This window comes from Sphingopyxis bauzanensis, from assembly GCF_002205675.1.
GTDB lineage: Bacteria > Pseudomonadota > Alphaproteobacteria > Sphingomonadales > Sphingomonadaceae > Sphingopyxis > Sphingopyxis bauzanensis.
The window spans coordinates 463,067-489,503 of the sequence record NZ_NISK01000001.1 but is presented as its reverse complement, the minus strand read 5'-3'; the positions used below and the strand labels follow the sequence as shown (position 1 = coordinate 489,503).

27 protein-coding genes are annotated in these 26,437 nt (G+C 66.4%); 10 read left to right on the top strand and 17 right to left on the bottom strand.

What is annotated here, in order from left to right; translation table 11 throughout:
* Positions 1 to 26 precede the first annotated feature (26 nt).
* The gene (locus CDQ92_RS02370; protein WP_088439726.1) at positions 27 to 698 is read right to left on the bottom strand and encodes a COQ9 family protein; all 672 of its coding nucleotides are present in this window, start codon (positions 696 to 698) and stop codon (positions 27 to 29) included.
* Positions 698 to 1,609, bottom strand: coding sequence for a DMT family transporter (locus CDQ92_RS02365; RefSeq protein WP_088439724.1), 912 nt, complete (start codon positions 1,607 to 1,609; stop codon positions 698 to 700). Before CDQ92_RS02365 ends, CDQ92_RS02370 begins: the two co-directional genes overlap by 1 nt.
* Before the next feature lie 113 nt (positions 1,610 to 1,722).
* On the opposite strand from CDQ92_RS02365, the gene CDQ92_RS02360 reads away from it, so the two are divergent.
* A complete protein-coding gene (locus CDQ92_RS02360) occupies positions 1,723 to 2,808 on the top strand; it encodes an alkene reductase (RefSeq protein ID WP_088439722.1) in 1,086 nt (361 codons plus the stop codon).
* Positions 2,809 to 2,921: 113 nt separating this feature from the next.
* Here the strand turns inward: CDQ92_RS02360 and CDQ92_RS02355 are convergent, their stop codons facing one another.
* Genes CDQ92_RS02355 through CDQ92_RS02340 form a run of 4 tightly spaced genes read right to left on the bottom strand, consistent with a single transcriptional unit; the run spans position 2,922 to position 5,945 of the window.
* Entirely contained in the window at positions 2,922 to 3,536 is a 615-nt protein-coding gene (locus CDQ92_RS02355) for a hypothetical protein (protein WP_088439720.1), read from the bottom strand.
* Positions 3,537 to 3,564: 28 nt separating this feature from the next.
* Entirely contained in the window at positions 3,565 to 3,990 is a 426-nt protein-coding gene (ribH, locus tag CDQ92_RS02350) for a 6,7-dimethyl-8-ribityllumazine synthase (protein WP_088439718.1), read from the bottom strand.
* Positions 3,990 to 5,267, bottom strand: coding sequence for a 3,4-dihydroxy-2-butanone-4-phosphate synthase (ribB, locus tag CDQ92_RS02345; RefSeq protein WP_088439716.1), 1,278 nt, complete (start codon positions 5,265 to 5,267; stop codon positions 3,990 to 3,992). Before ribB ends, ribH begins: the two co-directional genes overlap by 1 nt.
* 57 nt (positions 5,268 to 5,324) lie before the next feature.
* Positions 5,325 to 5,945 (bottom strand): ankyrin repeat domain-containing protein, encoded by a 621-nt coding sequence (locus tag CDQ92_RS02340; RefSeq protein WP_088439714.1) that lies wholly within the window; start codon positions 5,943 to 5,945, stop codon positions 5,325 to 5,327.
* A gap of 86 nt (positions 5,946 to 6,031) precedes the next feature.
* Between CDQ92_RS02340 and CDQ92_RS02335 the strand changes: the two genes are divergently transcribed.
* The 3 genes from CDQ92_RS02335 to CDQ92_RS02325 are packed head-to-tail and all read left to right on the top strand — an operon-like array spanning position 6,032 to position 7,828.
* A complete protein-coding gene (locus tag CDQ92_RS02335; protein ID WP_188682439.1) occupies positions 6,032 to 6,676 on the top strand; it encodes an SCO family protein in 645 nt (214 codons plus the stop codon).
* A complete protein-coding gene (locus CDQ92_RS02330) occupies positions 6,673 to 7,119 on the top strand; it encodes a YcgN family cysteine cluster protein (protein ID WP_229667576.1) in 447 nt (148 codons plus the stop codon). The genes CDQ92_RS02335 and CDQ92_RS02330 overlap by 4 nt, the downstream gene beginning before the upstream one ends.
* Entirely contained in the window at positions 7,100 to 7,828 is a 729-nt protein-coding gene (locus tag CDQ92_RS02325; protein ID WP_229667575.1) for a M48 family metallopeptidase, read from the top strand. Before CDQ92_RS02330 ends, CDQ92_RS02325 begins: the two co-directional genes overlap by 20 nt.
* On the opposite strand, the gene CDQ92_RS02320 is transcribed toward CDQ92_RS02325, so the two are convergent.
* From CDQ92_RS02320 to CDQ92_RS02300, 5 genes are all read right to left on the bottom strand, one after another.
* The gene (locus CDQ92_RS02320; RefSeq protein WP_229667581.1) at positions 7,821 to 9,893 is read right to left on the bottom strand and encodes a transglycosylase domain-containing protein; all 2,073 of its coding nucleotides are present in this window, start codon (positions 9,891 to 9,893) and stop codon (positions 7,821 to 7,823) included. The two genes, CDQ92_RS02325 and CDQ92_RS02320, sit on opposite strands and share 8 nt — an antisense overlap.
* Before the next feature lie 175 nt (positions 9,894 to 10,068).
* The gene (msrB, locus tag CDQ92_RS02315) at positions 10,069 to 10,476 is read right to left on the bottom strand and encodes a peptide-methionine (R)-S-oxide reductase MsrB (protein ID WP_088439706.1); all 408 of its coding nucleotides are present in this window, start codon (positions 10,474 to 10,476) and stop codon (positions 10,069 to 10,071) included.
* Positions 10,477 to 10,570: 94 nt separating this feature from the next.
* A complete protein-coding gene (locus tag CDQ92_RS02310) occupies positions 10,571 to 11,668 on the bottom strand; it encodes an FAD-dependent monooxygenase (RefSeq protein ID WP_088439704.1) in 1,098 nt (365 codons plus the stop codon).
* Entirely contained in the window at positions 11,665 to 12,378 is a 714-nt protein-coding gene (locus tag CDQ92_RS02305) for a methyltransferase domain-containing protein (protein ID WP_229667574.1), read from the bottom strand. Before CDQ92_RS02305 ends, CDQ92_RS02310 begins: the two co-directional genes overlap by 4 nt.
* Positions 12,375 to 13,457, bottom strand: a complete 1,083-nt coding sequence (locus CDQ92_RS02300) for a type III polyketide synthase (protein WP_088439702.1) — start codon at positions 13,455 to 13,457, stop codon at positions 12,375 to 12,377. Before CDQ92_RS02300 ends, CDQ92_RS02305 begins: the two co-directional genes overlap by 4 nt.
* Positions 13,458 to 13,543: 86 nt before the next feature.
* Between CDQ92_RS02300 and CDQ92_RS02295 the strand changes: the two genes are divergently transcribed.
* Entirely contained in the window at positions 13,544 to 14,056 is a 513-nt protein-coding gene (locus tag CDQ92_RS02295) for a DUF4402 domain-containing protein (RefSeq protein WP_088440529.1), read from the top strand.
* Between the two features lie 149 nt (positions 14,057 to 14,205).
* On the opposite strand, the gene CDQ92_RS02290 is transcribed toward CDQ92_RS02295, so the two are convergent.
* Complete coding sequence (locus CDQ92_RS02290; protein WP_088440528.1) at positions 14,206 to 14,880, bottom strand: YggS family pyridoxal phosphate-dependent enzyme; 675 nt, start codon at positions 14,878 to 14,880, stop codon at positions 14,206 to 14,208.
* Positions 14,881 to 14,935: 55 nt separating this feature from the next.
* On the opposite strand from CDQ92_RS02290, the gene CDQ92_RS02285 reads away from it, so the two are divergent.
* Positions 14,936 to 15,529, top strand: a complete 594-nt coding sequence (locus CDQ92_RS02285; RefSeq protein WP_088439700.1) for a thiamine phosphate synthase — start codon at positions 14,936 to 14,938, stop codon at positions 15,527 to 15,529.
* On the opposite strand, the gene CDQ92_RS02280 is transcribed toward CDQ92_RS02285, so the two are convergent.
* The gene (locus CDQ92_RS02280) at positions 15,526 to 16,239 is read right to left on the bottom strand and encodes a hypothetical protein (RefSeq protein WP_088439698.1); all 714 of its coding nucleotides are present in this window, start codon (positions 16,237 to 16,239) and stop codon (positions 15,526 to 15,528) included. The genes CDQ92_RS02285 and CDQ92_RS02280 overlap by 4 nt on opposite strands.
* A gap of 281 nt (positions 16,240 to 16,520) precedes the next feature.
* Here CDQ92_RS02280 and CDQ92_RS02275 point away from each other — a divergent pair, with 281 nt between their 5' ends.
* The 4 genes from CDQ92_RS02275 (at position 16,521) to holA (ending at position 21,322) form a co-directional block, all read left to right on the top strand.
* Complete coding sequence (locus CDQ92_RS02275; RefSeq protein WP_088439696.1) at positions 16,521 to 16,976, top strand: DUF3576 domain-containing protein; 456 nt, start codon at positions 16,521 to 16,523, stop codon at positions 16,974 to 16,976.
* A 57-nt stretch (positions 16,977 to 17,033) separates the two neighbouring features.
* Positions 17,034 to 19,598: a leucine--tRNA ligase gene (leuS, locus tag CDQ92_RS02270; RefSeq protein ID WP_088439694.1), complete on the top strand. Its 2,565-nt coding sequence runs from the start codon at positions 17,034 to 17,036 to the stop codon at positions 19,596 to 19,598.
* 131 nt (positions 19,599 to 19,729) lie between these two features.
* On the top strand, positions 19,730 to 20,284 hold the full coding sequence (gene lptE / locus CDQ92_RS02265) for an LPS assembly lipoprotein LptE (RefSeq protein WP_088439692.1): 555 nt from the start codon (positions 19,730 to 19,732) through the stop codon (positions 20,282 to 20,284).
* A 6-nt stretch (positions 20,285 to 20,290) separates the two neighbouring features.
* Complete coding sequence (gene holA / locus CDQ92_RS02260; protein WP_088439690.1) at positions 20,291 to 21,322, top strand: DNA polymerase III subunit delta; 1,032 nt, start codon at positions 20,291 to 20,293, stop codon at positions 21,320 to 21,322.
* A gap of 89 nt (positions 21,323 to 21,411) precedes the next feature.
* On the opposite strand, the gene CDQ92_RS21045 is transcribed toward holA, so the two are convergent.
* The 4 genes from CDQ92_RS21045 to CDQ92_RS02245 form a co-directional block, all read right to left on the bottom strand.
* Positions 21,412 to 21,552, bottom strand: coding sequence for a hypothetical protein (locus tag CDQ92_RS21045; protein WP_158213755.1), 141 nt, complete (start codon positions 21,550 to 21,552; stop codon positions 21,412 to 21,414).
* A 152-nt stretch (positions 21,553 to 21,704) separates the two neighbouring features.
* The gene (locus CDQ92_RS02255; RefSeq protein WP_188682437.1) at positions 21,705 to 24,446 is read right to left on the bottom strand and encodes a TonB-dependent receptor; all 2,742 of its coding nucleotides are present in this window, start codon (positions 24,444 to 24,446) and stop codon (positions 21,705 to 21,707) included.
* A 158-nt stretch (positions 24,447 to 24,604) separates the two neighbouring features.
* Positions 24,605 to 25,321 carry a ligase-associated DNA damage response endonuclease PdeM gene (gene pdeM, locus CDQ92_RS02250; protein ID WP_088439686.1) on the bottom strand — a complete coding sequence of 239 codons (717 nt, stop codon included), beginning with the start codon at positions 25,319 to 25,321 and terminating at the stop codon, positions 24,605 to 24,607.
* 40 nt (positions 25,322 to 25,361) lie between these two features.
* Entirely contained in the window at positions 25,362 to 26,408 is a 1,047-nt protein-coding gene (locus tag CDQ92_RS02245; protein WP_088440527.1) for a retroviral-like aspartic protease family protein, read from the bottom strand.
* Between the last annotated feature and the right edge of the window lie 29 nt (positions 26,409 to 26,437).

The following is a 26,437-nucleotide window of genomic DNA, read 5'->3' as shown; positions in this document are numbered from 1 at the left end:
GCGGCGCCAGTCCCTTATCGCTGCGGTCAACGCCCCGGATAGCGCAGCCGACCGACGAAGCGGGCGAGGCTGGGGCGTTCGGGGCTGCGCGCGGCGCGGCGATATTTCCAGCTCTCGAAGCGCATCACCTGGTCGATCCGGCGCGCGAGGAAAGCGCGGGTGTCGGCAAAACCGTCGCTTTCGTCATTCAGGAACACCGCCATCGTCGAGGCATATACCGCGCCAAGGATCGCGCGCTTGCTGTAGTGATTATAGTCGGTCGCAGTGTCGCCGGCGAGCCGCCACATGATGTCGGCGCTGCGCCAACCGAGCTTCGCTGCAAGCGGTACATTGGTCGGGAGCGCCAGCAGCGCGAGCGCGCGGCGCAGCGATTCGCGATCGGGAGCGAGCAGGTCGATGCGCGTTTCGACGAGGGCGGTGATCCGCTCGCGGATTTTCAGCGCCGCCAGCTTTTCAGCGGGCCACTTCGCCGCCATGCGCGTGTCGATGTCGGCAAACCAGGCATCGACCATGTCGCGTCCGCCGCCCGGAAAGGCGAGGCGGGCGACGTCGGGGTCGACCGCGGCGCGGCGCGCGGCGTCGGCGAGCGCAGCGGCGCCGAAACCGTCGAACGCCGCCGATTGCGCGATCAGCGGCGCCAGTGCAGCGCGAATCTCGTCGAGGGTCGGATCGGCAGGAAGGATCGAGGCCATGCCCATCAGATAGGCGCTGTGCGGCGGCTCGGCAACCGGATCAAAACCAGCGCCGCGCCGACGAGCATGCCGCCAAAAATGTCGAGCGGGCCGAGCAGCTCGCCAAACGCCAGCCATCCCGCCAGCGCGGCCACCGCGGGCTGGACGAGCAGGGTGAGCCCGATGACGAGCGGCGAGAAACGCGGCAACGACCAGGTGATCAGCCCCTGGCCGATAATCTGGCTGGTCAGCGCGAGCAGGATCAGCGGCGTCCAGTTCTGCGGCATGATCGTCTCCCCCAGCCCGAGCGCGGTGGCCAGCAGGATCGGGACGCAAACGACCGACGAAATGGCGAGCGCGGTCCAGGGTTCGAGTGTCCCGCGCACGCGCTGCATCAACAGGACGTAACCGGTGTAGAGCACCCCGGCGAACAGGCTAAGCAGATCGCCGACGAGGTAGGCCGGCGACAGTTCGTAACTTTGCCCCATGAGCAGCGCCGAACCGGCAAAGGCGAGCAGGATCGCCACCGCCTGCCACCCGCGGGGCAGTCGGCGTGCCAGCAAAATGCTCCAGATAACGAGCAGCAAGCTGGCACAATTGCCGAACAGCGTCGCGTTGGCGACCTTGGTCTGAAGAATGCCGATATGCCAGGCGACCAGATCGAACGCGAAAAAGATGCCCGCGACGCTGGCCACGACGATGGCGTTTTTCGGCGGCAACCGCCCGCCGCTCTCGCGCCACGCCAGCGCCAGCAGGAAGGGGAGCGCGATGGCCATGCGCCAGAAGGCCGAGGCGGTTGGTCCGGTATCAGCGAGGCGAACGAGCAGGGCGCCCAGCGACAGCGCGATATTGCCCGCGAGCAGCGCGAGAAACGCCCAGCGCCCGGCCCGCCGGACCGCACCGTCTTTCTGGTCGAGGCTTTCGATCTTGGCTGTCATTTAGATTTTCTTTTGATACTGACCATTGTGCAGGCCCAGCGGCGACCATAGCTTCGCGGGCCATAGCGGCGCCCTGATCGGTCGTCGCGCAGATTTTGGAACGTGGAGGATTTATGGCCGTATCGCTTTTTGACCCGATCAAGCTGGGCGCCATCGAGGCGCCGAACCGCATCATCATGGCGCCGCTGACCCGCGGCCGCGCCGCCGCCGGGTTCGTCCCGACCGAACTCGCGGTCGAATATTATCGCCAGCGCGCCTCGGCGGGGCTGATCATTTCGGAAGCGACCGGCATTTCGCAGGAAGGCCTCGGCTGGCCGTCAGCCCCCGGCCTGTGGACCGACGCGCAGGTCGAAGGCTGGAAGCCTGTGACCGACGCCGTCCACAAAGCGGGCGGGCGGATCGTCGCGCAGCTGTGGCACATGGGCCGCCTCGTCCATTCGGTGTTCAACGATGGCAAGCTGCCTGTGTCGGCGTCGGCGACGCAGGGCGAAGGCCGCGCGCACACGCCGGTTGGTCGCCGCGATCTGGAAGTTGCACGCCCGCTCGAACTTGCCGAAATTCCGCGCCTGATCGCCGACTACGCCAAGTCCGCCGAGAATGCGAAGCGCGCGGGGTTCGACGGGGTCCAGCTCCACGGCGCCAATGGTTATCTGATCGATCAATTCCTGCGCGACAACAGCAATTTGCGCGACGACGATTATGGCGGGCCGGTTGAAAACCGCGTCCGCCTGCTGCGCGAAGTCACCGAAGCGCTGATCGGCGTCTGGGGCGCCGACCGCGTGTCGGTGCGGCTGTCTCCCAATGGCAATTCGCAGGGCGTCGATGACAGCAATCCGGAGCCTTTGTTCACCGCCGCCGCCGCGGCGCTCGACGCGCTCGGCATTGGTTTCCTCGAACTGCGCGAACCCGGGCCCGACGGCACCTTCGGCAACACCGACGTGCCGAAGCAATCGCCTGCAATCCGCAAGGTGTTCAAAGGGCCGCTGATCCTCAACAGCGACTATGATGTCGCCGAGGCCGAAACGGCGCTGGCCAGCGGCGTGGCGGACGCGATCGCCTTTGGTCGTCCGTTCATCGGCAACCCCGACTTGGTCGAACGGATTAAGAGCGGCGCCGCATGGGCCGCCGACAACCCGCAGACCTGGTACTCGCCGGGGGCGCAAGGTTACACCGACTATCCGGCGCTGGTGGACGCGTAAACATTCGTCATTGCGAGCCGAGCGAAGCAATCCAGAGCGGTATACGCCTGCTCTGGATTGCCGCGTCGCCTTCGGCTCCTCGCAATGACGGAAATTGGTTGGCGGAAGTCGGGCTAACCCTTCTCGGCGATCGCCTTGTCGACAATCCCGGCGCCGAGCGGACCGAGGATGTTGTTGCCGAAACGGAACAGCAGGAAGGCGCCAACGAACAGCAGCAATGGTTGGATGAACAGCACCACAATCGCCGCGATGATTGCGACGACGAACAACGTCAGAAAGCCGCCACTCAGCACCTGCTGCCCCTTGGGGCCAAGTTCGATCGTCCGCGGCCCTTTTGCATCCCACCATTTGCCAGTGACGATCGTCTTGCGGGCGCCGCTTGGCGGTGCTGGACGGTTCGGGATGCGAGCGGGTGCATTGGACTTTAGCGCGGGCCGGTCGCCCGGGGCTGAAGACCAGGGCCGTTTGCCCTGTTCGGCCGTCGCGGCGGCAACGCGCGGCTTGGCGGGGACGGGGATTGCCGCAGGCGACTGGATCGGTGCGGGCCGCGCGCTCAGCCCCGATTCGGCGCGCGCTGCTGCCGACATATCGGGTAAACTGGCGCGCTGCTCGGGACGGATCGGTTCGATCCCCAACTCGCGGTCGTGAATTTCCATGCGCTGCGCCGCGGTAAGCGGCGTCTGGCCGGTTTCGCGGTCGATCACCACCAGCCGGCCGCCGCGCTCCACGACAGAAAAACGGCTGGGAGGTGCGCTATCAACCAATGCCGAATTGCTCCTTGAGGGCCAGCATGGCGAGCGCGGCCTTGGCCGCTTCGCCGCCCTTATCCTTGCGCGTCTTGTCGGCGCGCGCAAGCGCCTGTTCGTCATTCTCGACCGTGAGGATGCCATTGCCGATCGCGAGGCCGTCGAGGGTCAGCGCCATGATGCCGCGCGCGCTTTCGTTCGACACGACTTCGAAATGATAAGTTTCGCCGCGGATGACGACGCCGAGCGCGACATAGGCGTCGTAGCGGCCGGTGTCGGCGGCGAGCGAGATCGCCGCCGGGACTTCGAGTGCGCCAGGGACGGTCACCGTTTCATGGCTGTGGCCTTCGGCTTCAAGCGTGCTGCGCACGCCGTCGAGCAGCATGTCGTTTAGTTCTGAATAGAAGCGGGCTTCGACGATCAGTACATGCGCCATTATGCGGCCTCCCCGGGGATTGAGCGTTCGCCGACGACCGACAGGCCATAGCCCTCCAGCCCGACCAGATTATTGTGCGACGGCGTCAGCAATTCCATCGCGTGCACGCCAAGATCGGCGAGGATCTGGGCGCCGATTCCATAGGTTCTGAGGTCCATGCCACCCGACGGCGGCGGGATTTCCTCGGCCGCCGCAGACCCGGGCAGCGGGCGCATCAGCATGACGATGACCCCCGATCCGGCTTGGCCGATCGCCTCCATCGAGCGTTGCAGGCGGCGCTTCTTTGGCCCCGGACGCCCCATGATGTCGTCGAAGATCGACACCGGATGCATGCGGACCAGCGTCACCCCGTCGGGATCGATCGCACCCTTTTGCAGTGCCAGATTGACGCTGCCATCGATCTTGTTGCGATAGGATTTCAGCCGCCAGTCGCCGCCATAATCCGATTCGAACGGATCGTCGGCGACGCATTCGACCAGCCGGTCGTTGCGGTGGCGATAGGCGATCAGGTCGGCGATCGTCCCGATCTTCAGCCCATGACGCCGCGCGAACGGGATCAGGTCGTCGAGCCGCGCCATCGACCCGTCGTCGTTCATGATCTCGCAGATCACCCCCGACGGGTTGAGCCCGGCGAGGCGGGCGATATCGACCGATGCTTCGGTATGCCCGGCACGCACCAGCACGCCGCCATCGCGCGCGATCAGCGGAAAAACATGGCCGGGGGTGACGATGTCGTCGCGGCCTTTCGAGGCGTCGATTGCGACCGACACGGTGCGGGCGCGGTCGGCGGCGGAGATGCCGGTGGTGACCCCTTCGCGCGCCTCGACCGAGGTGGTGAAGGCGGTTTCGTGGCGGGTGCCGTTCTGGCGGCTCATCAGTTCGAGGCCGAGCTGGTCGACACGCGCCCTGGTCAGGGTCAGGCAGATCAGCCCGCGGCCGTGGGTCGCCATGAAATTGACCGCATCGGGGGTCGCCATCTGCGCCGGGATGACCAGATCGCCCTCATTCTCGCGGTCCTCGTCGTCGACGAGGATGAACATGCGGCCGTTGCGCGCCTCGGCGATAATCTCTTCGGGCGTCGCCATCGGTGAGAGGTCGCTGCCGTGCGCGAGCCAGTTCTCCAGCTTGCGCAGCGTTTCGGCGGTCGGGTTCCATCCCGGCGAGTCGAGGTCGCGCAGGCTGTTGGCGTGGAGGCCGGCGGCGCGCGCGAGGCCAGAGCGGGACATGGCCCCGTCGTCGACAATGCCGCGGATGCGGTCGATGAGCTGTGTGGACATGAGGGCAATGTCTCACACTGTAATGTGATTGTCAAATTACATATCACATTGTCTTGATCAATTGGGTCCGATGCTTGGCCCCAAGTCGCGCTCGGGGCCGCCGACTTTCGCTTCCAGGATCGTAACCAGCTGCCCGGTGCGGTCGTCGCGCTTGGCATAATCGCGCGCGCTCATGCCCGTGGCATGATCGGCCTTGTCGGGGTTAGCGCCGCGCCGCATCAGCAGGCGCACCATCGCGACATTCTTGGTCTGCACCGCCAGGATCAGCGCGGTCTCGCCGCGGCGGTTGGTCTGGTCGACCGGTGCCTTGGCGTTGAGCAATTCCTCGGCGCCATCGGTGAAATTGAGCAGCGCGGCGTGCATCAGCGGGGTCATGCCCTGCTTGTCGGCGATTGCCGGGTCGGCATCCTTGGCGAGCAGGAAGCGCAGCCAGGTCCCGTCGCGGCGCTTGGCAACGATGACAAGTGCGGTCTCGCCGTTTTCGGGATGCTTGCTGTTGATCAGCGCCGGATCATCTTTCAGCGCGTCGGTCGCCTTGGTCCCGTCGCGGCTCTCGACCGCCTGCAAAAAGGCATAGCCACCGCGGAATTGCGCCTGAACGGGCCCGGGGAGCAGCGCCGCCGCCCCTACGAGGGCCAAGAGGAAGGCGGCGAGGCGGAACTCCGCGCGTCGGAACATGATCTGGGGGACCCCTGGCAAAAACCGTCGCGACGCCGCGACGAGAATGGTTGATTTTCACGGGCTAGCCGACCAAGGCTGGCCCCATGATGAATATCGCGAATATGGGACAAAAGCTTGTCCGTGCAAGCCTCATCGTCGCTTTCGGCGCGCTGCTGGCAGGATGTGGTGGCCCAGTCGATGCGCCGCCCGCGACCCCGCCGCTCGAAGGCGCCCGCATCGGCGGCCCGTTCACGCTCACCGACCAGAACGGAAAGACGGTCCGCGACACCGATTTCGCCGGACAATATCGCCTCGTCTATTTCGGCTACAGCTTTTGCCCCGACATCTGCCCGGTCGACCTGCAAAAGCTGATGCGCGGGCTGGCGCAGTTCGAAAAGGCCGATCCGGCGCGCGGCGCCAAGATCGCGCCACTGTTCATTACCGTCGATCCGGCGCGCGATACGCCCGAATCGCTGAAGCCCTTCGTCGCGCGCTATCATCCGCGCCTGCTCGGCCTGACCGGCACCCCCGAACAGATTGCCACCGTCGCCAAGGCCTATGTCGTCACCTACAACAAGGTCGATGGCTCGGCCCCCGATCGCTATCTGATGGCGCACAGCCAGCTCGCCTTCCTGATGGACCCCGCCGGCAAGCCGCTGGCGCTGCTGCCGCTCGACGATCCATCGACCGACGCCGACGAGGGCGCGCCCGCTGCGGTCGCCGCCGATCTGGCGAAATGGGTCCAGTGACCGGCGGTGCGGCGCCACGCCCCTTTTGGGAAGCGCCGCTCGCCAGTCTCGACGCCGGGCAGTGGGAAGCCTTGTGCGACGGCTGCGGTAAATGCTGCCTGCACAAGATCGAGGATGAGGATACGGGACGGATTTATCCGACCAACGTCGCGTGCCGCCTGCTCGACCTCACCACCGCGCGCTGCGGCGATTACAAACATCGCCGCCGTCATGTTCCCGATTGCCTGACGCTGACCAAGGCGAAGGTCGGTACAATCGAATGGCTGCCGCAAAGCTGCGCCTATCGACTGCGCGCCGAGGGTGAGCCCTTGCCGGAATGGCATTACCTCGTGTGCGGCGATCGCGATGCGGTTCATCGCGCGGGCCAGTCGATCGCTGGCTGGACGGTCAGCGAGGATATTGCCGGGCCACTGGAAAATCACCTTGTCGAACGCGTGGTTTAATTTGCGCGCCGAGGCGCCGCACATCCAGGTCGGCGATGACGCGTGGCCGGTGCGCGTCGTCCAGCACGCGCAGTCGCGACGCTACCGGCTGGTGTTTGACGCGGCGCGCGGCCAGTTGCGGCTGACGGTGCCGCGGCGGACCAACGTCCGTGCGGCGCTCAAATGGGCAAGCGAGCAGCAGGAATGGCTCACCGAGCAGGTGGGCAAAGCGGCGCTGCCGGTGCTCGTCGGTCCCGGTGCATCGGTGCCGTTCCAGGGCATCGATCGCCGGGTCGACTGGATCCCGACAGCACCGCGCGCGATCGGGATCGATCCCGACGCGCTGCGCGTTGGCGGCCCCGCCGAAACGGTCGGACGCCGGGTCGAGCGCTGGCTCAAGGCTCAGGCGCTTGCGTTGCTCGAGGGTGAGAGCCGCGAGATTGCCGCGCGCGCTGGACTAGCAGTGGGCCGCGTCGGGGTCGGCGATCCGCGCAGCCGCTGGGGCAGCTGCACCCATGATGGCGACCTGCGCTACAGCTGGCGGCTGGTGATGGCGCCCGACCATGTCCGCCGCGCGACGGTGGCGCACGAAGTCGCGCATCTCGTGCACATGGACCATGGCCCCGCTTTTCACGCGCTGGTCGACGAACTCCACGACGGTGATGTCGCCGCAGCGCGCGGCTGGCTGCGCCGCGAAGGGCGCGGGCTTCACCGCTACCGTTTCAGTTGAAATCTTCCGGTTGCGGTCGCGGCGGCGGCGATGATTTGGTGACTGGCGGCGCGGTCTTTGGCGCCATAATCGTTTTTGGCTGTGCGCCGGTTTCGCCGGATCCACGACGCCCGGTCTGTTCCTCGATCCATTGCTGGTCTAGCACCGGGCCCTCTTCAAGCGGCGGCGGCGCGGCTTCTTCGGGCGGGCGCATGTCATAGGGCAGCTCGATGGGCATGCCATTCTCGTCGACCAACGCGCCCTCGCCGGGTTCGCCCAGATAGGCCTCGCCTTCGTCCTCCAGCTGCCATTCGGGCAGCACAACCTCGGTGTCGAACGCTTCGACCGGGCGCCGCGCGACGGCGACGCGCATATAATCGGCAAAGGCCTGCGCCGGGGCGCGGCCGCCTTGCAGCCCGCCAACTGTTTTCGCATCGTCGCGGCCCATCCACACCCCAGTGGTCAGCCCGCTCGAAAAGCCGAGGAACCAGCCGTCCTTGTTGCTCGACGTCGTCCCGGTTTTGCCCGCGACGGGGCGGCCGATCTGCGCGGCGCGGCCAGTGCCGGTGTTGACCGCGGTTTGCAGCAGGTCGGTGATCCCCGCGGCGACCCAATTGTCGACCAGCACCTGCCCACGTTCGGCGGGGCGCTGGTACAACAGGCGGCCATCGGCGGTCGTCACCTTGGTGATGCCATAGGGTTCGACCGAAATGCCGCCGCGCGACACCGCGGCAAAGGCGGCGGCCATGTCGATCACCCGCACCTCGGCGCTGCCCAGCACCATCGACGGATGGGTGTTGACCGGCGTCGTGATGCCGAAGCGTCGCGCCATATTGGCAACCGCCGAAAAGCCGATTTCGTCGCCGAGCTTGGCGGCGACGGTGTTGACCGAATAGGCAAAGGCACTGCGCAAATCCATCGTGCCGGCAAAGCGCCCCGACGAGTTGCGCGGCGACCAGCCGTTGATCGTCACGGGTTCATCGACCACCGGATCGTCGACCTTATACCCCGCCTCGAGCGCCGCCATATAGACGAACAATTTCCACGCCGACCCCGGCTGGCGCAGCGCCTGCGTCGCGCGGTTGTAGTTCGACGTGACATAATCCTTGCCGCCGACCATCGCGCGCACCGCGCCGTCGCGGTCGAGCGACACCAGCGCGCCCTGCACTCCACCGGGCGTATTGGCCTGGATCGCCGCGGTCGCGGCGCGCTGCATATTGAGGTCGATCGTCGTGTAGACGTCGAGCGCCTCGCTGCCCTCGTCGATCAGCATGTCGAGCTGCGGCAGTGCCCAGTCGCTGAAATAGCGGGCGCTGTTCTGCCCGGTTTCCTGCGCCAGTTTGACATTGGCGGGTTCCGCGCTGTCGGCCTGGCTCTGGGTGATCACCCCGGCGTCGACCATCACGCCGAGCACGACCCCGGCGCGGCTGAGTGCGGCTCCGGCGTCGGCCGTCGGCGAATAGCGCGACGGCGCCTTGACGAGACCTGCGACCACGGCGGCCTCGGACAACGACATTTCGGTGGCGCTATGCCCGAAAAAGCGGCGCGACGCGGCGTCGATGCCGTAACTGCCGCCGCCGAAATAAACTTTGTTCAGATAGAGTTCGAGGATCTCGTCCTTCGAGAATTTCCATTCGAGCGCCAGCGCGAGGATCATCTCGCGCGCCTTGCGGCGGAAATTATAGCTGTTGGACAGAAAGACGTTGCGCGCCAGCTGCTGGGTGATCGTCGAGGCGCCCTGCAGGCGGCGCCCGCTGCCCCTGTTCTGCACCGCGACCGTCGCGGCGCGCGCCATGCCGACCGGATCGAGCCCGGGATGATAGCGAAAGCGCCGATCCTCGACGGCGACCATCGCATCCTGCATCACCTGCGGCGTCTCGCGCAGCGACAGCCAGCGGCCGTAATTGGGGCCGATCGACAGGAAGACGGTGCCATCGGCGGCGCGGACGCGGATCGTCTGCCCCGCGGGGGATTTCTTGAGCTCCTCGAAACTCGGCATCCGCTGCACGGCAATACCGACCGCGACCGCCAGCGCGACAAGGCCGACGACCGCGAGGCCGAGCCCCCAGCGAAACAGCCGCCGCACCCAGACGCGAAAGCGCGATGGCTCGCCGAGGTCAGACGTGCGCGGGCCTTTGCCCGACGATGATGATTTTCCTGACGATGACGGCTGTCGGTCGCGGCGCAAAGCGATATATTCCTTCCCTCGCTGCGCCCTGTCGCGACAGCCCGTGTGACGTCAGCCCCTCGACGACGGCAGTTCAGCCTGCGTCGGTGTTGGCGTCATCCGGTGCGCGACCCGCGAAGTCAAGCGCCGCGCTGTTGATACAATAGCGCAGCCCGGTCGGTCCGGGGCCATCGGGGAAGACATGGCCAAGGTGGCCTTCGCACTTCGCACAGCGCACTTCGGTGCGGACCATGCCGTGGCTGGTATCGGTCAATTCCTTGACCGCACCGCCCTCGGCAGGCGCAGTGTAGCTCGGCCAGCCCGAGCCGCTGTCATATTTGGTGCGGCTGTCGAACAGCGGCTCGCCGCACCCGGCGCAGCGGTACATGCCGTCGCCCTTGTGATCGGTATATTTGCCAGTGAAGGCGCGCTCGGTGCCGCCTTCGCGCAGCACATGGTGCGCCATCGGGTCGAGCGGCTTGGCGGTGTTCGGGTCGGTCATGATGGATGTCTCCTTGGGCGCAGGTCGATGTGCGGCGGCGCCTGCTTTGCCGCCAATATCGGATCGAAATCGCGCCGCTGCAAGGGGGGCGCGGTCAACCGGCCGCGATCCGCGTCGCTTGTGACATCCAACGGACGAGCGACGGGAACGAGGAAGAGAGTGCCGTCAATACGCCCGCGGTGCGGGGATTCTCGCCTGCGCGCCAGACGACGTTGGCGATGGCAAAAGGCCGCGCCATGCGCGCCGCCAGCTGGTGCTGGAAGACGGGCGCGGCGCCTGCACCGCCGTGACGCCACGCCGCCGCCGCCGCGTCGCCGCTGGCGAGCGCCAGCCCCATGCCCTCGCCCGCAAGGCTGGGGATAACCCCCGCCTGATCGCCGAGGCGGAACAGGCCCGGTTCGGTGTCGGCGGTGCGCCAGCCATAGGGGACATGGCCGATTGCATCGATCCCGCACGACCAGTCGGCATAGGCCAGTCGCTCGCCGAGCATCGGATGCGCGGCGCCGAGCGCGCGCAGCAGCGCCCCGGGGTCGCCCCCCGCTTCGTCGAGCCGCGATTTGTGGGTGGCGAGGCACAGGTTCGCGCTGCCGTCCTCCTGCTGCACCAGCCCGGCATAGCCGCGGTCAAACAGGTGGAGCTCGACCGCATCGCCGATCAGGCGGTCGAGCGCGGCGTGGTGTGGCAGTCGCAGCCGCAAGCCCATCACCGGGTCGTGCTGTTGCCAGGGCGCCACTTCGCGCGGCTGGCCGCGAAAGCCATGCTTGCCCGCGGCGAGGAAGAGCGCGGGTGCAGCGAGCGTTGCGCCATCGCGCGTCTGGACGGTTTGGCCGTCGATCGTTGTCGCATGCACCCCGCGCTGCAATTCAGCTCCCGCCGCGACTGCCGCCGCCTGCAGCACTGAGTCGAGACGGCGGCGCGACACCCCCATCGCCGCTTGCGGCAGGCTGGTCTCGCTGCGGCGCGATCCGGCAAACAGTCGCACTCGGCCGACCTGCTGCCCGCCCAGCGCCGCGCGATCGATGCCCAGCGCGTCGAGCCGCGCCAGCGACTGCCAGCTCAGAAACCCGCCGCACAGCGTGTCGCCGGTTTCGCGCGACCGCTCGAGCAGCAGCACCTTAGCACCCGCGCGCGCCAGCCCGATCGCCGCGGCGGTTCCGGCCGGTCCGGCGCCGATGACGATCGCGTCGGTCACCGGATGCGCTCGACGCAGAGCCGATACGGAAAGCTACGAAAGACGCGCGCGTGGATCGCGGTTTCGGGAAGTACCGCAGCCAGCATCGCCTGCCATTCGGCGCGGCGAAAGCTGCGTCCGACCGACAGTTGGCCGTCGCGGCGGACGATCGGATCGACCAGCGCCAGCGTCGCGAGGAGCGGATAGCCGGCAAAAGGCAGGCGCTGACGGTGGAGGTCGTTCACCAGCCAGCCGCGCGCGCTCTCGGCATCCATGAAGCGCAGGAATTCGGTGCGCTGGGCCACCGTCATATGATGGGTGACGAGGCTGGAGAGGATGATGTCCCACCCCTGTCCCGCCAGATCGCGATAGTCGCCGGTCATTAGCTGCGCCCGCCCGCCGAGCCGTGCGTGGGCCACCGGCGCGCTTTTCGGGTTAAGATCGATCCCGACCAGGTCGAGCGTGACGCCGCGCTTTGTCCCCCATCGGGCGATCCGCGCCAGCATGTCGCCGCTGCCGAAGCCCACATCGAGGATCCGCCACGGCCGGTCGCCGACCCCGCGGGCAGCTACGCGGTCCAGGAAACCGAGCGTTGGGCGCGCCGCCAGCGTCAGCGCGTTGATCCGCGACAGGTCGGCGAGCACTTTGGCATAACGCGCGGGCGCCAGCTCTGCTGCGTCCATCTCCTCCTCGGCGTCGATCGGCGCGCGAAGACTCGTGAGGGGGTTCATGCCGCGGTGAAGCGGATCGCTTCGGCGGCGAGGCCGGGGCCGAAGGCGATTGCCAGCCCCTCCCCCGTCGCTTCGCGCGCCATCATGTCGGCGAGTACGAACAGGATCGTCGCCGATGACATATTGCCAAAGCGCGCGAGCACTGCGCGGCTGTCGGCAAGCGTCTGGGGCGGAACGTCGAGTGCATGCTCGACCGCATCGAGCACCGAGCGCCCCCCGGCATGGACGGCGAGCAGCGGCGGTGGATCCCCGGCGCCAAACAACTGGTTTCGGACCGCGGGGGACGACAAGGCATCCCGGAGCCGTCCCGGCACTTCGCCCGACAATTGCATCGCAAAGCCGGTGTCGCCGATGTCCCAGCGGATCAGATCGGCGCTGTCCTCCAGCGCCAGACTTGCCCCGTCGCCCAGCTCGAACCCAATGCGATCTGTCGATACAATCGCCGCCGCGGCGCCGTCGCTGAACTGGAGCATCGCGAGCAGGGGCTCGGGGGCGTCTTCAAGCTGCAGGTGGAGCGTCGACAGCTCGACGCTGACCACCAGAACGACCGATTGCGGCTCCGATCGCACGATATGCCGTGCGGTGCGCAGCGCGGTGACCCCAGCGTAACAGCCCATGAAGCCGATCAGCACCCGCTCGACGGTCGCCGCCAGCCCCAGCCGCCGCGCGAGGATCTGGTCGATCCCCGGCGCGACAAAGCCGGTGCAGCTGGCGACGACAATATGGGTGATCCGCGCCGGGTCAAACGCATCGCCGAGCGCGGCAATCGCCTGCATCGCGAGCTCGGGGGCATGATCGGCATAGGCGTGCATCCGGGCCGATGTCGGTGGCAGGCCCGGAACGTCGTAGAATCCGCCCGTCGCAACCGGCGATCCGCCCGCCGCTGTGGGGGGCAGCACCGACCAGCGATGCTCGATCCCCGACCGCGCGGTCATCCGCGAAAAGATCGCGCGCACACGTTCGTCGGCCAGTCGCGGGGTCGCCCAATCGATAAAGGCCTGATGGATATCATGGCCCGGCACAGCGGTGGCGAGCGCGTTCAGCCGGGGGGACGGCAGGGGTGTCTGCATCGCGCACATGTGGCCGAAAAGCGCAAAACTAGCCAGCGATTAGCGGTGCGGGCGTTTTACGCGGGGTTAACCATGGTGCAGCTATGCGTTCGGCTGTGAAACGGCGCCTTTTCCTTGCCTGTGTGCTGACTTTCGCCACCGCGCCCGCTGCGGCGGCGCAGTGCCAGCTCTGCGCCCCCGACAAGCTGACCAGCGCGGCGGCGCGCGAGGCCGAGGTGCCGCTGCGCGTCGTGGTCGAAACCCGGCTCGACATGGGCCGCATCGCGGTCGGCGCGATGGGCGGCGAGGTTGCGGTCGATCCGGTCTCGGGCGCGCGCCGCCTCAGCGGCGATGTCGTCGACCTCGGCGGCTTTGCGCTCTCTGGTACCGTCACGGTGCGCGGGGCGCCGGGTGCCGAAGTGCGCGTTATCCTGCCCACCAGCGTCGATCTCGAGGGCGGTCACGGCCGCACCGCGCGCGTCACCGGCCTGATCACCGACCTGTCCGCCGCTCCGCGGCTCGGCCCCGACGGCCGCCTGCAATTCCGCTTTGGCGGCCGCCTGCAGATCGCGGGCGCCGACGACGGCGACTACCGCGGGCGGATTCCGGTGACGGTGGAGTATCAATAAAGGTTGGACAGGCGGTATTTGATGGGGGGTGGACATTCGCCCCTATCGTCGCCTCCTCGAAGGCGGAGGCCGCCAGCGGCTTTTGATTCTATTCCCGCGTAGACCGACAGCGGCCCCCGCCTTCGCGGGGGTGACGGTTGGTTTGGTCGTTAGCCGTTGGCCACATCCCGCACCCCAAACAGCGCCGTCCCGACGCGTACATGCGTCGCGCCCAGCATCACCGCGGTTTCGTAATCGCCGCTCATCCCTATTGAGCGCCCTGCCAGGCCGTTCCGCTCGGCCAGTTCGTCGAGTAGCGCGAAGAACGGCGCGGGTTCGATGTCGGCGGGGGGGATCGCCATGAGGCCGCTGATTATCAGCCCGGCGTCCTTCGCTTCGGCCAGCAACGCGGGAAGGTCGGCAACCTTGCAACCGCCCTTTTGTTCCTCGTCGCCGATATTGACCTGGACGAACAACTGCGGCTGCCTGCCCGCCTTTTCGCTGGCCTTTGCCAGCGCCTGCACGAGCGACGAGCGATCGACCGAATGGATCGCGTCGAACAGCGCCACGGCTTCGTCGGCCTTGTTCGATTGCAGCCGGCCGATCAGATGAAGCGTTACGTTCGGCGCTTCGCCGCGCAGTTCGGGCCATTTCGCGGCGGCTTCCTGCACCCGATTCTCGCCGAAATGGCGCTGGCCTGCGGCGATCAGCAGGCGGATTGCTGCCGCATCATGTGTTTTCGACACCGCGATCAGGCAGATGTCGTCGGCACGTCGCTGGGCGCGCGTTGCTGATTCGGCGATCTTTGCCTGTACTTCGTTCAGTCTGTCCGCCGCGTCGCTCATCATCTTCCCATCCCGGCGCGTTGCGTGCGCCTGCGACGCGCCTATAGGAAGGGCGATGATCCGACGCCAGCCCCTGCCGCCGCAATGGCTATTCAGCGACGAACGGCTGATCGTCGGAATCGCCCAGCTGGCGGCGCTGCTGCCACCCGGCAGCGGGATCGTCCTGCGCCATGACAGCCTCGCCCCCAGCGCGCGCTGGCGCCTGTTGCGACGGCTGATGCGCGCGGCGCGGGCACGCGGCTTGACGATAGTGCTCGCCGGTACGCCCGACGTGGCGCGGCGGTGGGGCGCCGATGGCGTTTACCTCCGCCAGCACGACGCCCGCCGCGCCGCGCAGGCGCACCGGCTGGGCCTGATCGTCACGATGCCGGTGCACGACGCGCGCGAAGCCCGCCGCGCCCGCCGTGCCAAAGCTGACGGCGCCTTCATTTCACCGCTCTATCGGACCCGCTCGCATCCGCGAGCTGAGGCGCTCGGTCCGGCTGCGTGGCTGCGGCTGGCGCGAATGACGCAAGCGCAAGGGGTCGCACTCGGCGGAATGACGGCGGCGCGCGCGCGTCAACTCAACCGTGGGGCGAGCGGTATCAAACCAGCCTGGGCGGCGATTGATGCTTGGGAGAAAGCAGCGCCGAAACGCCGACCGCGTTAAAAGCGGAAGGCAGTTCCGACATAAACCGCCTGGCTGTCGCGGCGGGCATCGGTCAGCGGCTCGACACGGTCGTCGCTGCGATAGCGGACCCCGGCGGTGACATCGATATTCTTGGTCAGGCGATAGCTGCTGACGACATCGACTGCGGTGGTGTCGCCCGGTGCGGTGATCCGGTCGGTCGCGCCGCTCGGGTCGGCGGGGCGGCTGATCATGCGCGTTGCAAAGCGCGACTTCTTTTCGGCCTGTTCGGGCGCCTTGGCGACCGGCAGGTTGCGCAAGTCGGTGCCGCGCGGCAACGTGGGCGTGACGAATCTTTCGATCCCGACCGACGCGCCCAGATTATAAGCGACCGGGGTGATCGCGATCGGCGCGGTGCGGCCCGCTGCCAACGCCGACGTGCGCGCGGCGCTCGATGCGTCGTCGCGGGCGCGAATCACCACGGTGATCGCGCGGTTCTTGCGGCTGTCATCGGTAAGCGCAGGGGTAAAGCTGAAGCTGCGGCGCTGTTCGGCCGACATTTTGGCGTAGCGCGCGATCAGGCGCGGATCGCCCGATGCCGGTGTGAACTGGCCCAGCAGCGTCTCGGACAAAGCGGTATCGCGAATGCGCTCCGAGCGCGACATCGCGGCGAGTGCTGGCGGCAAGGCGAGCGAAACCACCGCCAAAGCGGTGAGACTGCCCTTCCAAAAATGCCGCGGCTTCCGCGTCATAACCCTGCGACTCCAACCCCAACTGATTCAGGAGATAGGCCTCCTGTGACGATTTTGCCAGAGAATCCCAGCAAATTATTACAGCAGAACCGCTTTTGGGTGAAATTGTTGCGCGATCACCACAGTCGTCCCCGAATCTGACCAGAATCTGAACCGCGGCAGCGGCGAAATTGCCGCGCTTGCGGGGCGGCGGCAAGGGCGATAGAGACGCTGGCAATATCGTTCTGCGCCGCGCGGGTCTTGCGATCCGGCAGCGCCCAAAAAGATAAGGTGTTTTCGGCATGTCCCAGCTTTCCGTCCTTGCTTCGCGCGGTCGTCGTCCGGTCGCGTTCGCGCTGCTCGGGCTCGCGGCGCTCGGGCTTTCGGCTTGCGCCAGCAAGGACCGGCCGCGCGCCGACCTCGCCGCCAGCCAGGTGACGACGATCGGCGTGAACAGCTATTTGTGGCGCGCTTCGCTCGATGCCCTGTCGTTCATGCCGCTGCTTCAGGCCGATTCGTCGGGCGGCGTCATCATCACCGACTGGTATGCAAACCCGGGCAACCCGGGTGAGCGGATCAAGGTGACGGTATCGATCCTCGACCGCGATCTGCGCGCCGACGCGCTCCGCGTCGCGGCCTCGCGCCAAGTCGCGCAGGGCGCCGCTTGGGTCGACGCACCGGTGCAGGCGGCAACGGTGCAAAAGCTTGAGGAAATCATCCTCACCCGCGCCCGCGACCTGCGCCGCAGCGCCTTCTAGGACTAATCCGGCGGCGCGGGTTCGCGCCGACACACAGACAAACGGGGTAACCGACGAATGACCCGCGAACCGCGCTTTGGCGCTCTCGCCGCCGACGCCCGCTGGCAAGCGGCGTGGGAGGCAGCGAACAGCTTTGCCACCACCGACTCCAAGAACTCGGATGGGGCCGACAAGCCCAAGGCCTATATCCTTGAGATGTTCCCCTATCCGTCGGGGCGCATCCATATGGGGCATGTCCGCAACTACGCGATGGGCGACGTGCTCGCGCGGTTCAAGAAGATGACCGGGCACGACGTCCTCCACCCGATGGGCTGGGACGCGTTCGGGATGCCAGCCGAAAATGCCGCGATGGAAAAGGGCGTTCACCCTGGCGGCTGGACACGCGACAATATCGCCGCGATGCGCGGCCAGCTGAAACGCCTCGGCCTTGCGATCGACTGGAGCCGCGAACTCGCGACCTGTGATCCCGATTATTATGGGCAGGAACAGGCGCTGTTCCTCGACCTGTTCGCCGCGGGGCTGGTGACGCGCAAGGAAAGCTACGTCAATTGGGATCCGGTCGACATGACCGTGCTCGCCAACGAGCAGGTGATCGACGGCCGCGGCTGGCGCTCGGGCGCACTGGTCGAGAAGAAAAAGCTGTCGCAGTGGTTCCTCAGGATCACCGACTTCGCCGACGAATTGCTCGAAGGCCTGGGCGGTCTCGACAGCTGGCCCGACAAGGTACGGCTGATGCAGGAAAACTGGATCGGCAAATCGCAGGGGCTGGAGTTTTCGTTCAAGCTCGTCGGCGGCGCCGCCGGTTTCGACGTCTTCACGACGCGCCCTGACACGCTCTACGGCGCCAGCTTCGCCGCGATTTCGCCCGACCATCCGCTCGCCGAGCGCCTCGCCGCCGACGCGCCCGAGCTTGCCGAATTCATCGCCGATTGCCGCCGGCAAGGCACGTCGGCCGAACAGCTGGAGACCGGCGAGAAGCTCGGCTTTGACACCGGTCTGACCGTCGAGCATCCGCTCGATCCGGCGCTGCACCTGCCCGTCTGGGTCGTGAACTATGTGCTGATGGACTATGGCACTGGCGCGATCTTCGGCTGCCCGGCGCACGACCAGCGCGACCTCGACTTTGCGCGCAAATATGAACTGCCCGTCCACCGCGTGATCGCCGATGGCGACGAGACCGCGCAGCATTTCACCGGTGACGAGGCCTATACCGGCCCCGGCAAGCTGGTGAACAGCCGCTTCCTCGACGGGATGACGATCGACGAGGCGAAGGCTGCGATCGTGTCGCGCGCCGAGCATGAAGGGTGGGGCAAGGGCACCACCGTGTGGCGCCTGCGCGACTGGGGCGTCTCGCGCCAGCGTTATTGGGGTACGCCGATCCCGTTCATTCACTGCCACGCCTGCGGCACGGTGCCGGTGCCGAAGGACCAGCTCCCCGTCGTCCTGCCCGACGATGTCGATTTCTCGATCCCCGGCAACCCGCTCGACCGTCACCCGACCTGGAAGCATGTCCGCTGCCCGTCGTGCGACGGCGACGCGATGCGCGAAACCGACACGCTCGACACCTTTGTCGATTCGTCCTGGTATTTCCTGCGCTTCGCCAGTTCGCCGAGCGACCGGCCGTTCGATCCCGAGGTGATCCGCCGCTGGCTGCCCGTCGACCAGTATATCGGCGGCGTCGAACATGCGATCCTTCACCTGCTCTACGCGCGATTCTGGACGCGCGCGCTCAACAAGATGGGGATGATCGACATCGTCGAACCCTTTGCGAGCCTGTTCACACAGGGGATGGTGACGCACGAGACGTACAGTCGCGAGCAGGGCGAAGGCCTGCCGCCGCTATACTTCACCCCAGACGAGATCGAGCGCAGCGCCGACGGCGCGACGCTCACCGCCGATGCCGCTCCGGTGCAGGTCGGCCGTGTGATCAAGATGTCGAAGTCGAAAAAGAATGTCGTCGATCCCGACGCGATCCTTGACCAATATGGCGCCGACGCTGCGCGCTGGTTCATGCTCTCCGACAGCCCGCCCGAGCGCGATCTGCCGTGGAGCGAGGCGGGGATCGAGGGCGCGTGGCGGTTCGTCCAGCGGCTGTGGCGCTTGTTCGGCGACACCGAAAATGTCGGCGACGGCGGTGAAGACAAAGCGCTCGCGCGCAAGCTGCACCAGGCGATCGCCGGGGTCGGTGCCGACATCGAAGCGCTCGGCTTCAACAAGGCGGTCGCCAAAATTCATGCGCTCGCCAACGACATCGAAAAGGCCAAACCGTCAGCGACCCGCGCCGAAGCGTGCCTGACGCTGATCCGCCTCGTCGCGCCGATGATGCCGCACCTTGCCGAAGAGGCGTGGGCGGCGCTTCCGGCGCAGTTGCGCGCAACGAAGCTTGTTGCCGATGCGGCATGGCCGACCGCCGATCCCGCCCTGTTGATCGATGACGAGGTGACGATTGCGATCCAGATGGCGGGCAAGTTGCGCGATACGATGACGCTCGCCAAGGGGCTCGACAAGGACATGGTCGAAGCCGCGGCGCTCGCGCGCCCGCGCATTGCCGAACTGCTCGGCGGTGCGACGCCGAAGAAGGTGATTGTAGTGCCCGACCGACTCGTCAACATCGTGCCCTGACATGATCTTGCCGGCGAACATCCCCATCTCCGTTGGCGTCGAGCGAAGTCAAGACGCCCATGGGTCTTGCACGCCGTCAGCGTGTCTCGACTTCGCTCGACACAAACGGGATTTGGGGGCATCCTCTGAGCATGCGTAACCTCCTTATCTCCTCGCTCGTTGCTGCCTCGCTGCTGGTCGGCGGCTGCGGGCTGCGTCCGCTCTACGCGAACGGTAGCCGCGGCGCGGTGGCGACGGTGCTCGCCGATGTCAGCGTCGCGCCGATCGAGGGGCATAGCGGCTGGCTCGTCCGCAACGCGCTGCGCGACCGGTTGCAGGCAACGCAGGGCGGGCAGGGTGCCGGCAAACGCCTCCGTCTCGATGTGCGGCTCGAGGATTCGATCACCGGCTTTGGCGTCCGCGCCGATGATGCGGTGACGCGCGAACGCCGCACCCTTCGCGCCCGCTATCAGCTCGTCGATGCCGCTTCGGGCGAAGTGCTGCTCGACGCGACCGCGGCGCAGGACGCCGGGATCGACGTCGTCGGCAGCGAATATGCAACGATCGCCGCCGAATCATCGGCGCTCGAACGGCTGGCGTCGGGGATTTCGGACCAGATCGTCACGCGGCTCGCAGTGTTCGCTGATCGCGGCGGCGGCCGGACTGCTACCGAGGCGCCAGCGACGACGCCCGCGCCGACTCCGTAGCCGGCGATGAAGACGGTCAAGCCCGCCGACCTCGAACGTCAGTCGCGCCTCGACCCCGCGCTCCGCTTAATCCTGCTGACCGGTCCCGATGAGGCGACGATGGCCGCGGTTGCGAATTATCTGGTCGGGCTCGCGGGCAAGGAGGCCGAGCGGCTCGACCTGTCGGGATCGCAGCTCGCGCAGGATCCCTCGCTGCTCGCCGCCGAAGCCGCGTCGATGTCGCTGTTTTCACCGGCGCGGATCATCCGCCTCGAACTCACCGGCAGCGGCGACGACAGCGTACCCGCGGTCGAGGCACTGCTCGCCGCCGACACCGTCATCAACCCGGTGATCGCGACCGGCGCGTCGGTCACCGCCAAGTCGAAACTGGTCAAGCTGGTCGAAGGGTCGAACCATGCCGTCGCCGCGATCTGTTACCAGCCCGACCGCCGCGCGCTGGTCGGTATCGCGATGAGCGCCGCCGCAGAACAGGGGCTGCGGCTCGCCAATGCCGACGCGCAGCTGCTGATCGACCTGGTGTCGGGCGATCAAGCGCTGATGCGACGCGAGATCGAGAAGATGGCGCTGTATCTCGACGCCGCCGCCGATCGCCAGCGCCAGGTCACCGCCGCCGACATCGCCGCGCTGGGCGCCGCGACGCATGAGGAAGACGTCAGCGAGTGCATCAATGTCGCGCTGGGCGGCAAGGTGCACGAAATGCCTGCGATGCTGGCGAAGGCGACGGCGGTCGGCGTCGCCGAAATCCGTATCATCCGCGCGCTGGCGATCCGCGCGCTGGCGCTCGCGCGGTTGCGCGCCGAGGTCGATGCCGGGGCGCATCCGGCAACCGTCGTCGCAGCGCGCACCAGCGGCATTTTCTGGAAGGAACGCGATGCCGTGACTGCGCAGCTGCGCATCTGGGATTCGGTGCGTGTCGCACGGTTGATGAGCCGCCTGATCGATTGCGAACGCGCGCTCAAATCATCGGGCACACCGGGCGGGGTGCTGTTCCGCAAGCTGATGACCGACATCGCGCATCAGGCGGCGCGCGCGCGGTAGCGCCAAAGGAAAGGGCCTGACGCAACAGTGCCCGGCTGCGGCAGGCCCTCCCTACGCCCTACCCGCATGGGGGAGGGCAAGAGGTCGGATCAGAACTGGCCGCGCAGCGTCACACCATAGGTGCGCGGTTCGCCGGGGAAACCGACGAATAACTGGTTGGCAGCGCCGCCGAGTCCGCTCGCCGCGGGCGCCGCGACGGCGCGGAAGGTGCCGCCGCCCTGCAACGGCATGTCGGGGCCGATCGGGTAATGGCGCTTGTTGAAAAGATTCTGGCCCCACAGCTCGTCAGAGGTGACAGGTTGACTCCGGCGGCAGTGCCGCGGACAAAAAAAGAGGGCGGGGCCGCGGGCCCCGCCCTCAATATTCTAAGGATCGCTAGCGGTCAGAATTTGCCGCGCAGCGTCACGCCATAGGTCCTGGGTTCAGCCAGGAACTGCGAGAAAATCTGGCGGCCGCCGGGATACTGCGGGTCGGTGAACGGTGCCGACGTTGTCCCCGCCTGGAACGGCGAGTTGAACGCGACCTGCGCATAGTTCTTGTTGAAGATATTCTGCGCCCACAGCTCGACGCCCCATTTCTCGTCGGGGCCGCGCACCCCGACGCGTGCGTTGAACAGTGCATAACCATCCTGCGACTTCTGCGGGAACAGGTCGGACCCGGTGTTATAGTCGCTGGTCATGCGACCATCGATATAGACGAGGCCGGAGAGGCCGCTGCTACCGATGTCCGGCGTCCACGTCACGCTGCCGGTGGCGACCAGTTCGGGCGCGTTCGACAGATTGTCGCCGGGCAGCTTGCGCAGTGCTGGATCAAGCGCCAAGCCGTTTTTGTTGCCCACCAGATCGCCACGGAATTTGGTACGCGCGTAGGTCAGGCCGGCGGCCATGCGGAAGTTGCGTGCTGGAACAAGCTGGGCTTCGAGTTCGAAACCTTGGGTGCGCACGCCATAGCCAACGTCGTCGGCCGCGCAGGTGCCCGTTGCGTTGCTCAGGTCGGTATCGGCATCGGGTCCGCCGATGAGATTGTCGCAACCATTGACCGTCGCAACCAGAAACACCGTACCGTTAAAGGTGTTCAGCTGGAAATTGCTGAAATCCGATCGGAACGCCGACACGCTCAGGCTGAACGGGCCTGTCGAATATTTTGCGCCAATTTCATAGCTGTCGACCAGTTCGGGATCGAACTGCAGATTGCTCACCAGCGCCTGTGCGCCGCCAAGTGAGGCGAAAGAAACAACCGGCGGTTTGAGCGCCGAGCGGTCGAGGTTGAACCCGCCCGCTTTGTAGCCACGCGCGAAGCTGCCATAGAGCAGCAGGTCGTCGGTCGGCTTGTACGACAGGATCGCCGTACCGGTCCATTCGTCTTCACTGCGATCGTCGTTGATCGATACGCCATTGAGCTCGGCGGTCGAATTGCCCTGGCAGGACAGACCGATCAGGCCTTGCGATACGGCCGCCAGCGCCGGAACGCCGGTAAAGCCGCCGACAAGTCCCTGCACCGTGGTACAACCAGTGTTGTCGTTGCCGAAGGTTGCGTTGAACTTTTTCTTGTCGTTAGTATAGCGCAGCCCCAGCGTGAGATCGAGGCGATCGGTGATGTGCACGATATTGTGCGTGAACAGCGCCCAGTTGGTGCCTTCCTGAAAATAGCGATCGTTGGTCGTGCCGCGGTCGTTGATGCTGTCGAGCACGTCGAACGCTGCGTAGATCGCCGGCGACGCTGCGCCAAATGCGGCCGGACGTGCGGCGAGACAGCCGGGTGAGGTCGGCGAGTAGAGACCGGCAAGGCCACCACCCGAGATGATGCGGCACGTGGCGAAGCGGCCATACTGGCTACCGAAGCGCAGATTGTCGCGCACCGTCAGCTTTTCATTGGCGTAGAAGCCGCCCACGAGCCAGTCGAGCGTGCCGTCAAAGGCTTCGCCCTGCAGGCGCAGTTCCTGGGTGAAGGTGTGGAACTGGCGATACGCATCGTCGCTCGGCGCGCGATACAGGATATCGACCGAACCATAGTCGGTGTCCGACGCCTGGCTCGAACGATATTGGCGATAACCGGTGATCGAGGTCAGTGTCGCGCCGCCGAAATCATAATCGATCTGACCCGAAATGCCGTAGTCCTTGGTCTCGCCAGCGAAGCTGCGCCCCGGGCTGACTGAAATTGCGCGGCCATAGCCCTGGCCGAACGCCGACAGCGGCTGGCCAAGATCGCGCAGTACGTTGATGATGTTGTTGCCATTGGCCTGCAACGGCGTGAGCGGCGTCGACGGGTTGTTCAGATTACCGATGAACGGATTGACGCTGTTGTCGACATAGGTCGCGGCGCAGCATTTCTCGTCGCGATAGGTATAATCGGCGATCAGGCGGATCGACAGCGCATCGGTCGGTTCGAACAGCAACTGGCCGCGCAGGAAATAACGGTCGCGGTCGTTGACGTCGGTATTGTTCGTTGTGTCGCGGTAAAAACCGTCGCGCTTGACCCACACCCCGTCGAGGCGCGCCGCCAGCGTGTCACCGATCGGGCCGGTGACGCTGCCGGCAAGACGCCAGAAATTATAATTGCCATAGGTGATTTCGCCATTCGCGCCGAAGTTGAACTCGGGCTTTTTCGAATAGATGCTGATCAGGCCAGCCGACGAGTTACGGCCGCCGAGGGTGCCCTGCGGGCCGCGCTGCACTTCGACGCGGTCGATCTCGCCCAGTTCGTTGAGGCCGATGCCCGAACGCGAACGATAAACCCCGTCGATGAACACGGGGACCGAACTTTCGAGGCCGGGGTTATCGCCGACGGTACCGATGCCGCGGATACGCGCCGAACCATTGGCTTCCGAGCCGGTCGACGAGACGAGCAGCGACGGCGCGATCTGGTTGAGCTGGCGGATGTCGTTGGCGCCGCTGTTCTGAAGCGTTTCGGCGTTCACCGCCGAGATGGCGACCGGCACGTCGGACAGGAGCTGCGAACGGCCCTGCGCGGTGACGATGATCGGGGTGTTGTCGCTGTCGTCGACGACTTCGTCAGCGGTCGCGTCTTGCGCGAAAGCGGGCATCGCGACGACCGCCATGGCGATTGAAACACCAAGCGCGGTGGTGCGCATAAATCGGGCAGCACAAAGGGAAGATGATTTCATGTCGGGCACTCCTCTCAACTTTTAATTATTTTTGTTGCCTTCGGAACATAACTCAATTGCGTGCTCGATCCAGCGGAAGGCCCGTATTTGCGTCGTTTTTCGTCGGGTGATGCATTTCGGCCACAGCCAAAAAGCGCGCGTTCGGTGAAGCTTAGCGGCTAGCTGGCGCCAAGGGTGCGGCTTGCCGTAGCGTCATCGCGCACGCCGCCAGGGCAGGGAAAGCAAAGTCGGCGCCCGCGCACCACCAGCATCGCCTGGTAGGGTCCAGCGAAATTTTCGGCAATCACCGGGTCGGTGGCGGTGATTCCGCCGGTCAGACTGCCAAAGGCGGGCAGAATCAGTCGCTGTTCATTGCCCGCAAAGCAGGGGCGCGACACATGGCGGCCGCGGACATTCAGCCGCAGCTTGGGGTGGAAATGCCCCGACACTTCGGGCCGGGTTTCGTGAGCCAGACTTTGGTGCCGAAAGACGATGCCGTCGACGACATGCTCGTCAGCGATCTCGCCACCCCACGCGCCGCCGGTCAGCCCGTCATGATTGCCCGCGATCCACAGCAGCCGCGTCGCGGCGGCCTGCCCGCGCAGGCGCGCGGCGATCGCGGGAACAATGCGGTTGGCAGCATCGCGGTCGTGGAAACTGTCGCCAAGGCACCAGATCGCGCGCGCGCCGGTTGCTGCGGCGAGCCGCGCGAGCCGGTCGAGCGTATCATGGCTGTCATAGGGCGGCAGCGGCTGGCCCAGCGCCGCATACCAGCTCGCCTTTTCCAGATGCAGGTCGGCGACGATCAGCGCGCCGTGGCGCGGCCAGAACAGCGCGCGGTCGGGCAGCATCTGAAAAGACTGGCCAGCATAGGCAAAGGGCGCGGCGGCGGACATGGCGCCGCTATGGCAATGCTGCTGATAGCCCGCAAGCGCGCTAGCTGCCGGGCAGCACCATGTGCGCGGCAAAGCGCTGCCCAGTCTGGCGGTTCGCCCCGTCGGGCAGGTCGAACACGACGCGCCGGTTGGGGAAATCGATCTCCACCCGGTCGAACAACGACAGGCTGTCCATCCCGAGCAACAGCGCGGGGCGGTCGTGGAGCCCCAGCACACGGAACGCCTGACTGTCGGCAAAGCTGACCGGCAGGTCGTTGATGTCCAGCCCGTTGATGACGATGCGCTTGATCGCGGTGCGCAAGGCGGGAACATCCTCGCCCGTCACTGCGGTCAACTCGGTCGCGGAAAACGGCAGCCGGTTAGCGCGCCGGGCCGCGACCAGTCTTTGCAACGCCATGTTGCCGACGCTGGTCTGCGCGCCGGTGTCGACGATGACGTCGATGCGTTTGCCGTGCAGCCGCGCGTCCGACAGAATCAGCCGGCCGGCCGAATTGCGCGCGGTGACGACGATTGCGTCATCATCCTTGATCAGCGACGGCGCGCGGCGGCGCGTTTCCAGGATTTGCATCCTTTCGTTGCGGAAATCGATCAGCACCCGGCGTTCTTCGAGCATGTCGACGCCGATCAGCCCGGCAGCGCCGATATGACGACCGTGAAAGGCGGGCGCCTCGACCGACGCCAGGTGCAGGTTCGACATTTGCAGCGCGGCAACGCGGAAACTGGGCACCGTCGCCGACCCGCCGATCGTCGCGAGCCGCAGCTTGGCACCTTCGACCAGCTCGAGCCGTGCGGCGAGCTCGCGTGCGATTACGGTCCGTTCGGCGCCGGTATCGACGAGGAAAGCAAACGGGCCTTTGCCGCCGACCATGACCTGCACCGACATCCGCCGCGTCGCATCAAGGTCAAACGGCTGAATGAACGGGACGATCTCGCTGGCCGTGCCGGGTTCGACAAGGACGTCGGCCAGATTGCCGTCCGATGGAACGGCGACGGCGGGCGGCGCGGGGGGAGTCTGGCTGGCGCCGATCAGCACCGGCGCGGCGAGTAGTGCCGTCCAGAACATCGACCGCCTGAAAAGGTGGGTCATCGCGGGCATCCTCTGTATGTTTGGGCGTA

Coding starts and splice junctions, on each gene's coding strand:
- CDQ92_RS02245 (WP_088440527.1), bottom strand. CDS start 26,408: ATGACCCACCTTTTCAGGCGGTCGATGTTCTGGACGGCACTACTCGCC.
- ribH (WP_088439718.1), bottom strand. CDS start 3,990: ATGGCGCATGTACTGATCGTCGAAGCCCGCTTCTATTCAGAACTAAAC.
- CDQ92_RS21045 (WP_158213755.1), bottom strand. CDS start 21,552: ATGCCGTTGCAGGGCGGCGGCACCTTCCGCGCCGTCGCGGCGCCCGCG.
- CDQ92_RS02340 (WP_088439714.1), bottom strand. CDS start 5,945: ATGTTCCGACGCGCGGAGTTCCGCCTCGCCGCCTTCCTCTTGGCCCTC.
- CDQ92_RS02290 (WP_088440528.1), bottom strand. CDS start 14,880: ATGAGCGACGCGGCGGACAGACTGAACGAAGTACAGGCAAAGATCGCC.
- CDQ92_RS02285 (WP_088439700.1), top strand. CDS start 14,936: ATGATCCGACGCCAGCCCCTGCCGCCGCAATGGCTATTCAGCGACGAA.
- CDQ92_RS02275 (WP_088439696.1), top strand. CDS start 16,521: ATGTCCCAGCTTTCCGTCCTTGCTTCGCGCGGTCGTCGTCCGGTCGCG.
- CDQ92_RS02360 (WP_088439722.1), top strand. CDS start 1,723: ATGGCCGTATCGCTTTTTGACCCGATCAAGCTGGGCGCCATCGAGGCG.
- holA (WP_088439690.1), top strand. CDS start 20,291: ATGAAGACGGTCAAGCCCGCCGACCTCGAACGTCAGTCGCGCCTCGAC.
- CDQ92_RS02255 (WP_188682437.1), bottom strand. CDS start 24,446: ATGAAATCATCTTCCCTTTGTGCTGCCCGATTTATGCGCACCACCGCG.
- CDQ92_RS02305 (WP_229667574.1), bottom strand. CDS start 12,378: ATGAACCCCCTCACGAGTCTTCGCGCGCCGATCGACGCCGAGGAGGAG.
- msrB (WP_088439706.1), bottom strand. CDS start 10,476: ATGACCGACCCGAACACCGCCAAGCCGCTCGACCCGATGGCGCACCAT.
- CDQ92_RS02300 (WP_088439702.1), bottom strand. CDS start 13,457: ATGTGCGCGATGCAGACACCCCTGCCGTCCCCCCGGCTGAACGCGCTC.
- leuS (WP_088439694.1), top strand. CDS start 17,034: ATGACCCGCGAACCGCGCTTTGGCGCTCTCGCCGCCGACGCCCGCTGG.
- lptE (WP_088439692.1), top strand. CDS start 19,730: ATGCGTAACCTCCTTATCTCCTCGCTCGTTGCTGCCTCGCTGCTGGTC.
- CDQ92_RS02335 (WP_188682439.1), top strand. CDS start 6,032: ATGATGAATATCGCGAATATGGGACAAAAGCTTGTCCGTGCAAGCCTC.
- CDQ92_RS02365 (WP_088439724.1), bottom strand. CDS start 1,609: ATGACAGCCAAGATCGAAAGCCTCGACCAGAAAGACGGTGCGGTCCGG.
- CDQ92_RS02370 (WP_088439726.1), bottom strand. CDS start 698: ATGGGCATGGCCTCGATCCTTCCTGCCGATCCGACCCTCGACGAGATT.
- CDQ92_RS02280 (WP_088439698.1), bottom strand. CDS start 16,239: ATGACGCGGAAGCCGCGGCATTTTTGGAAGGGCAGTCTCACCGCTTTG.
- pdeM (WP_088439686.1), bottom strand. CDS start 25,321: ATGTCCGCCGCCGCGCCCTTTGCCTATGCTGGCCAGTCTTTTCAGATG.
- ribB (WP_088439716.1), bottom strand. CDS start 5,267: ATGTCCACACAGCTCATCGACCGCATCCGCGGCATTGTCGACGACGGG.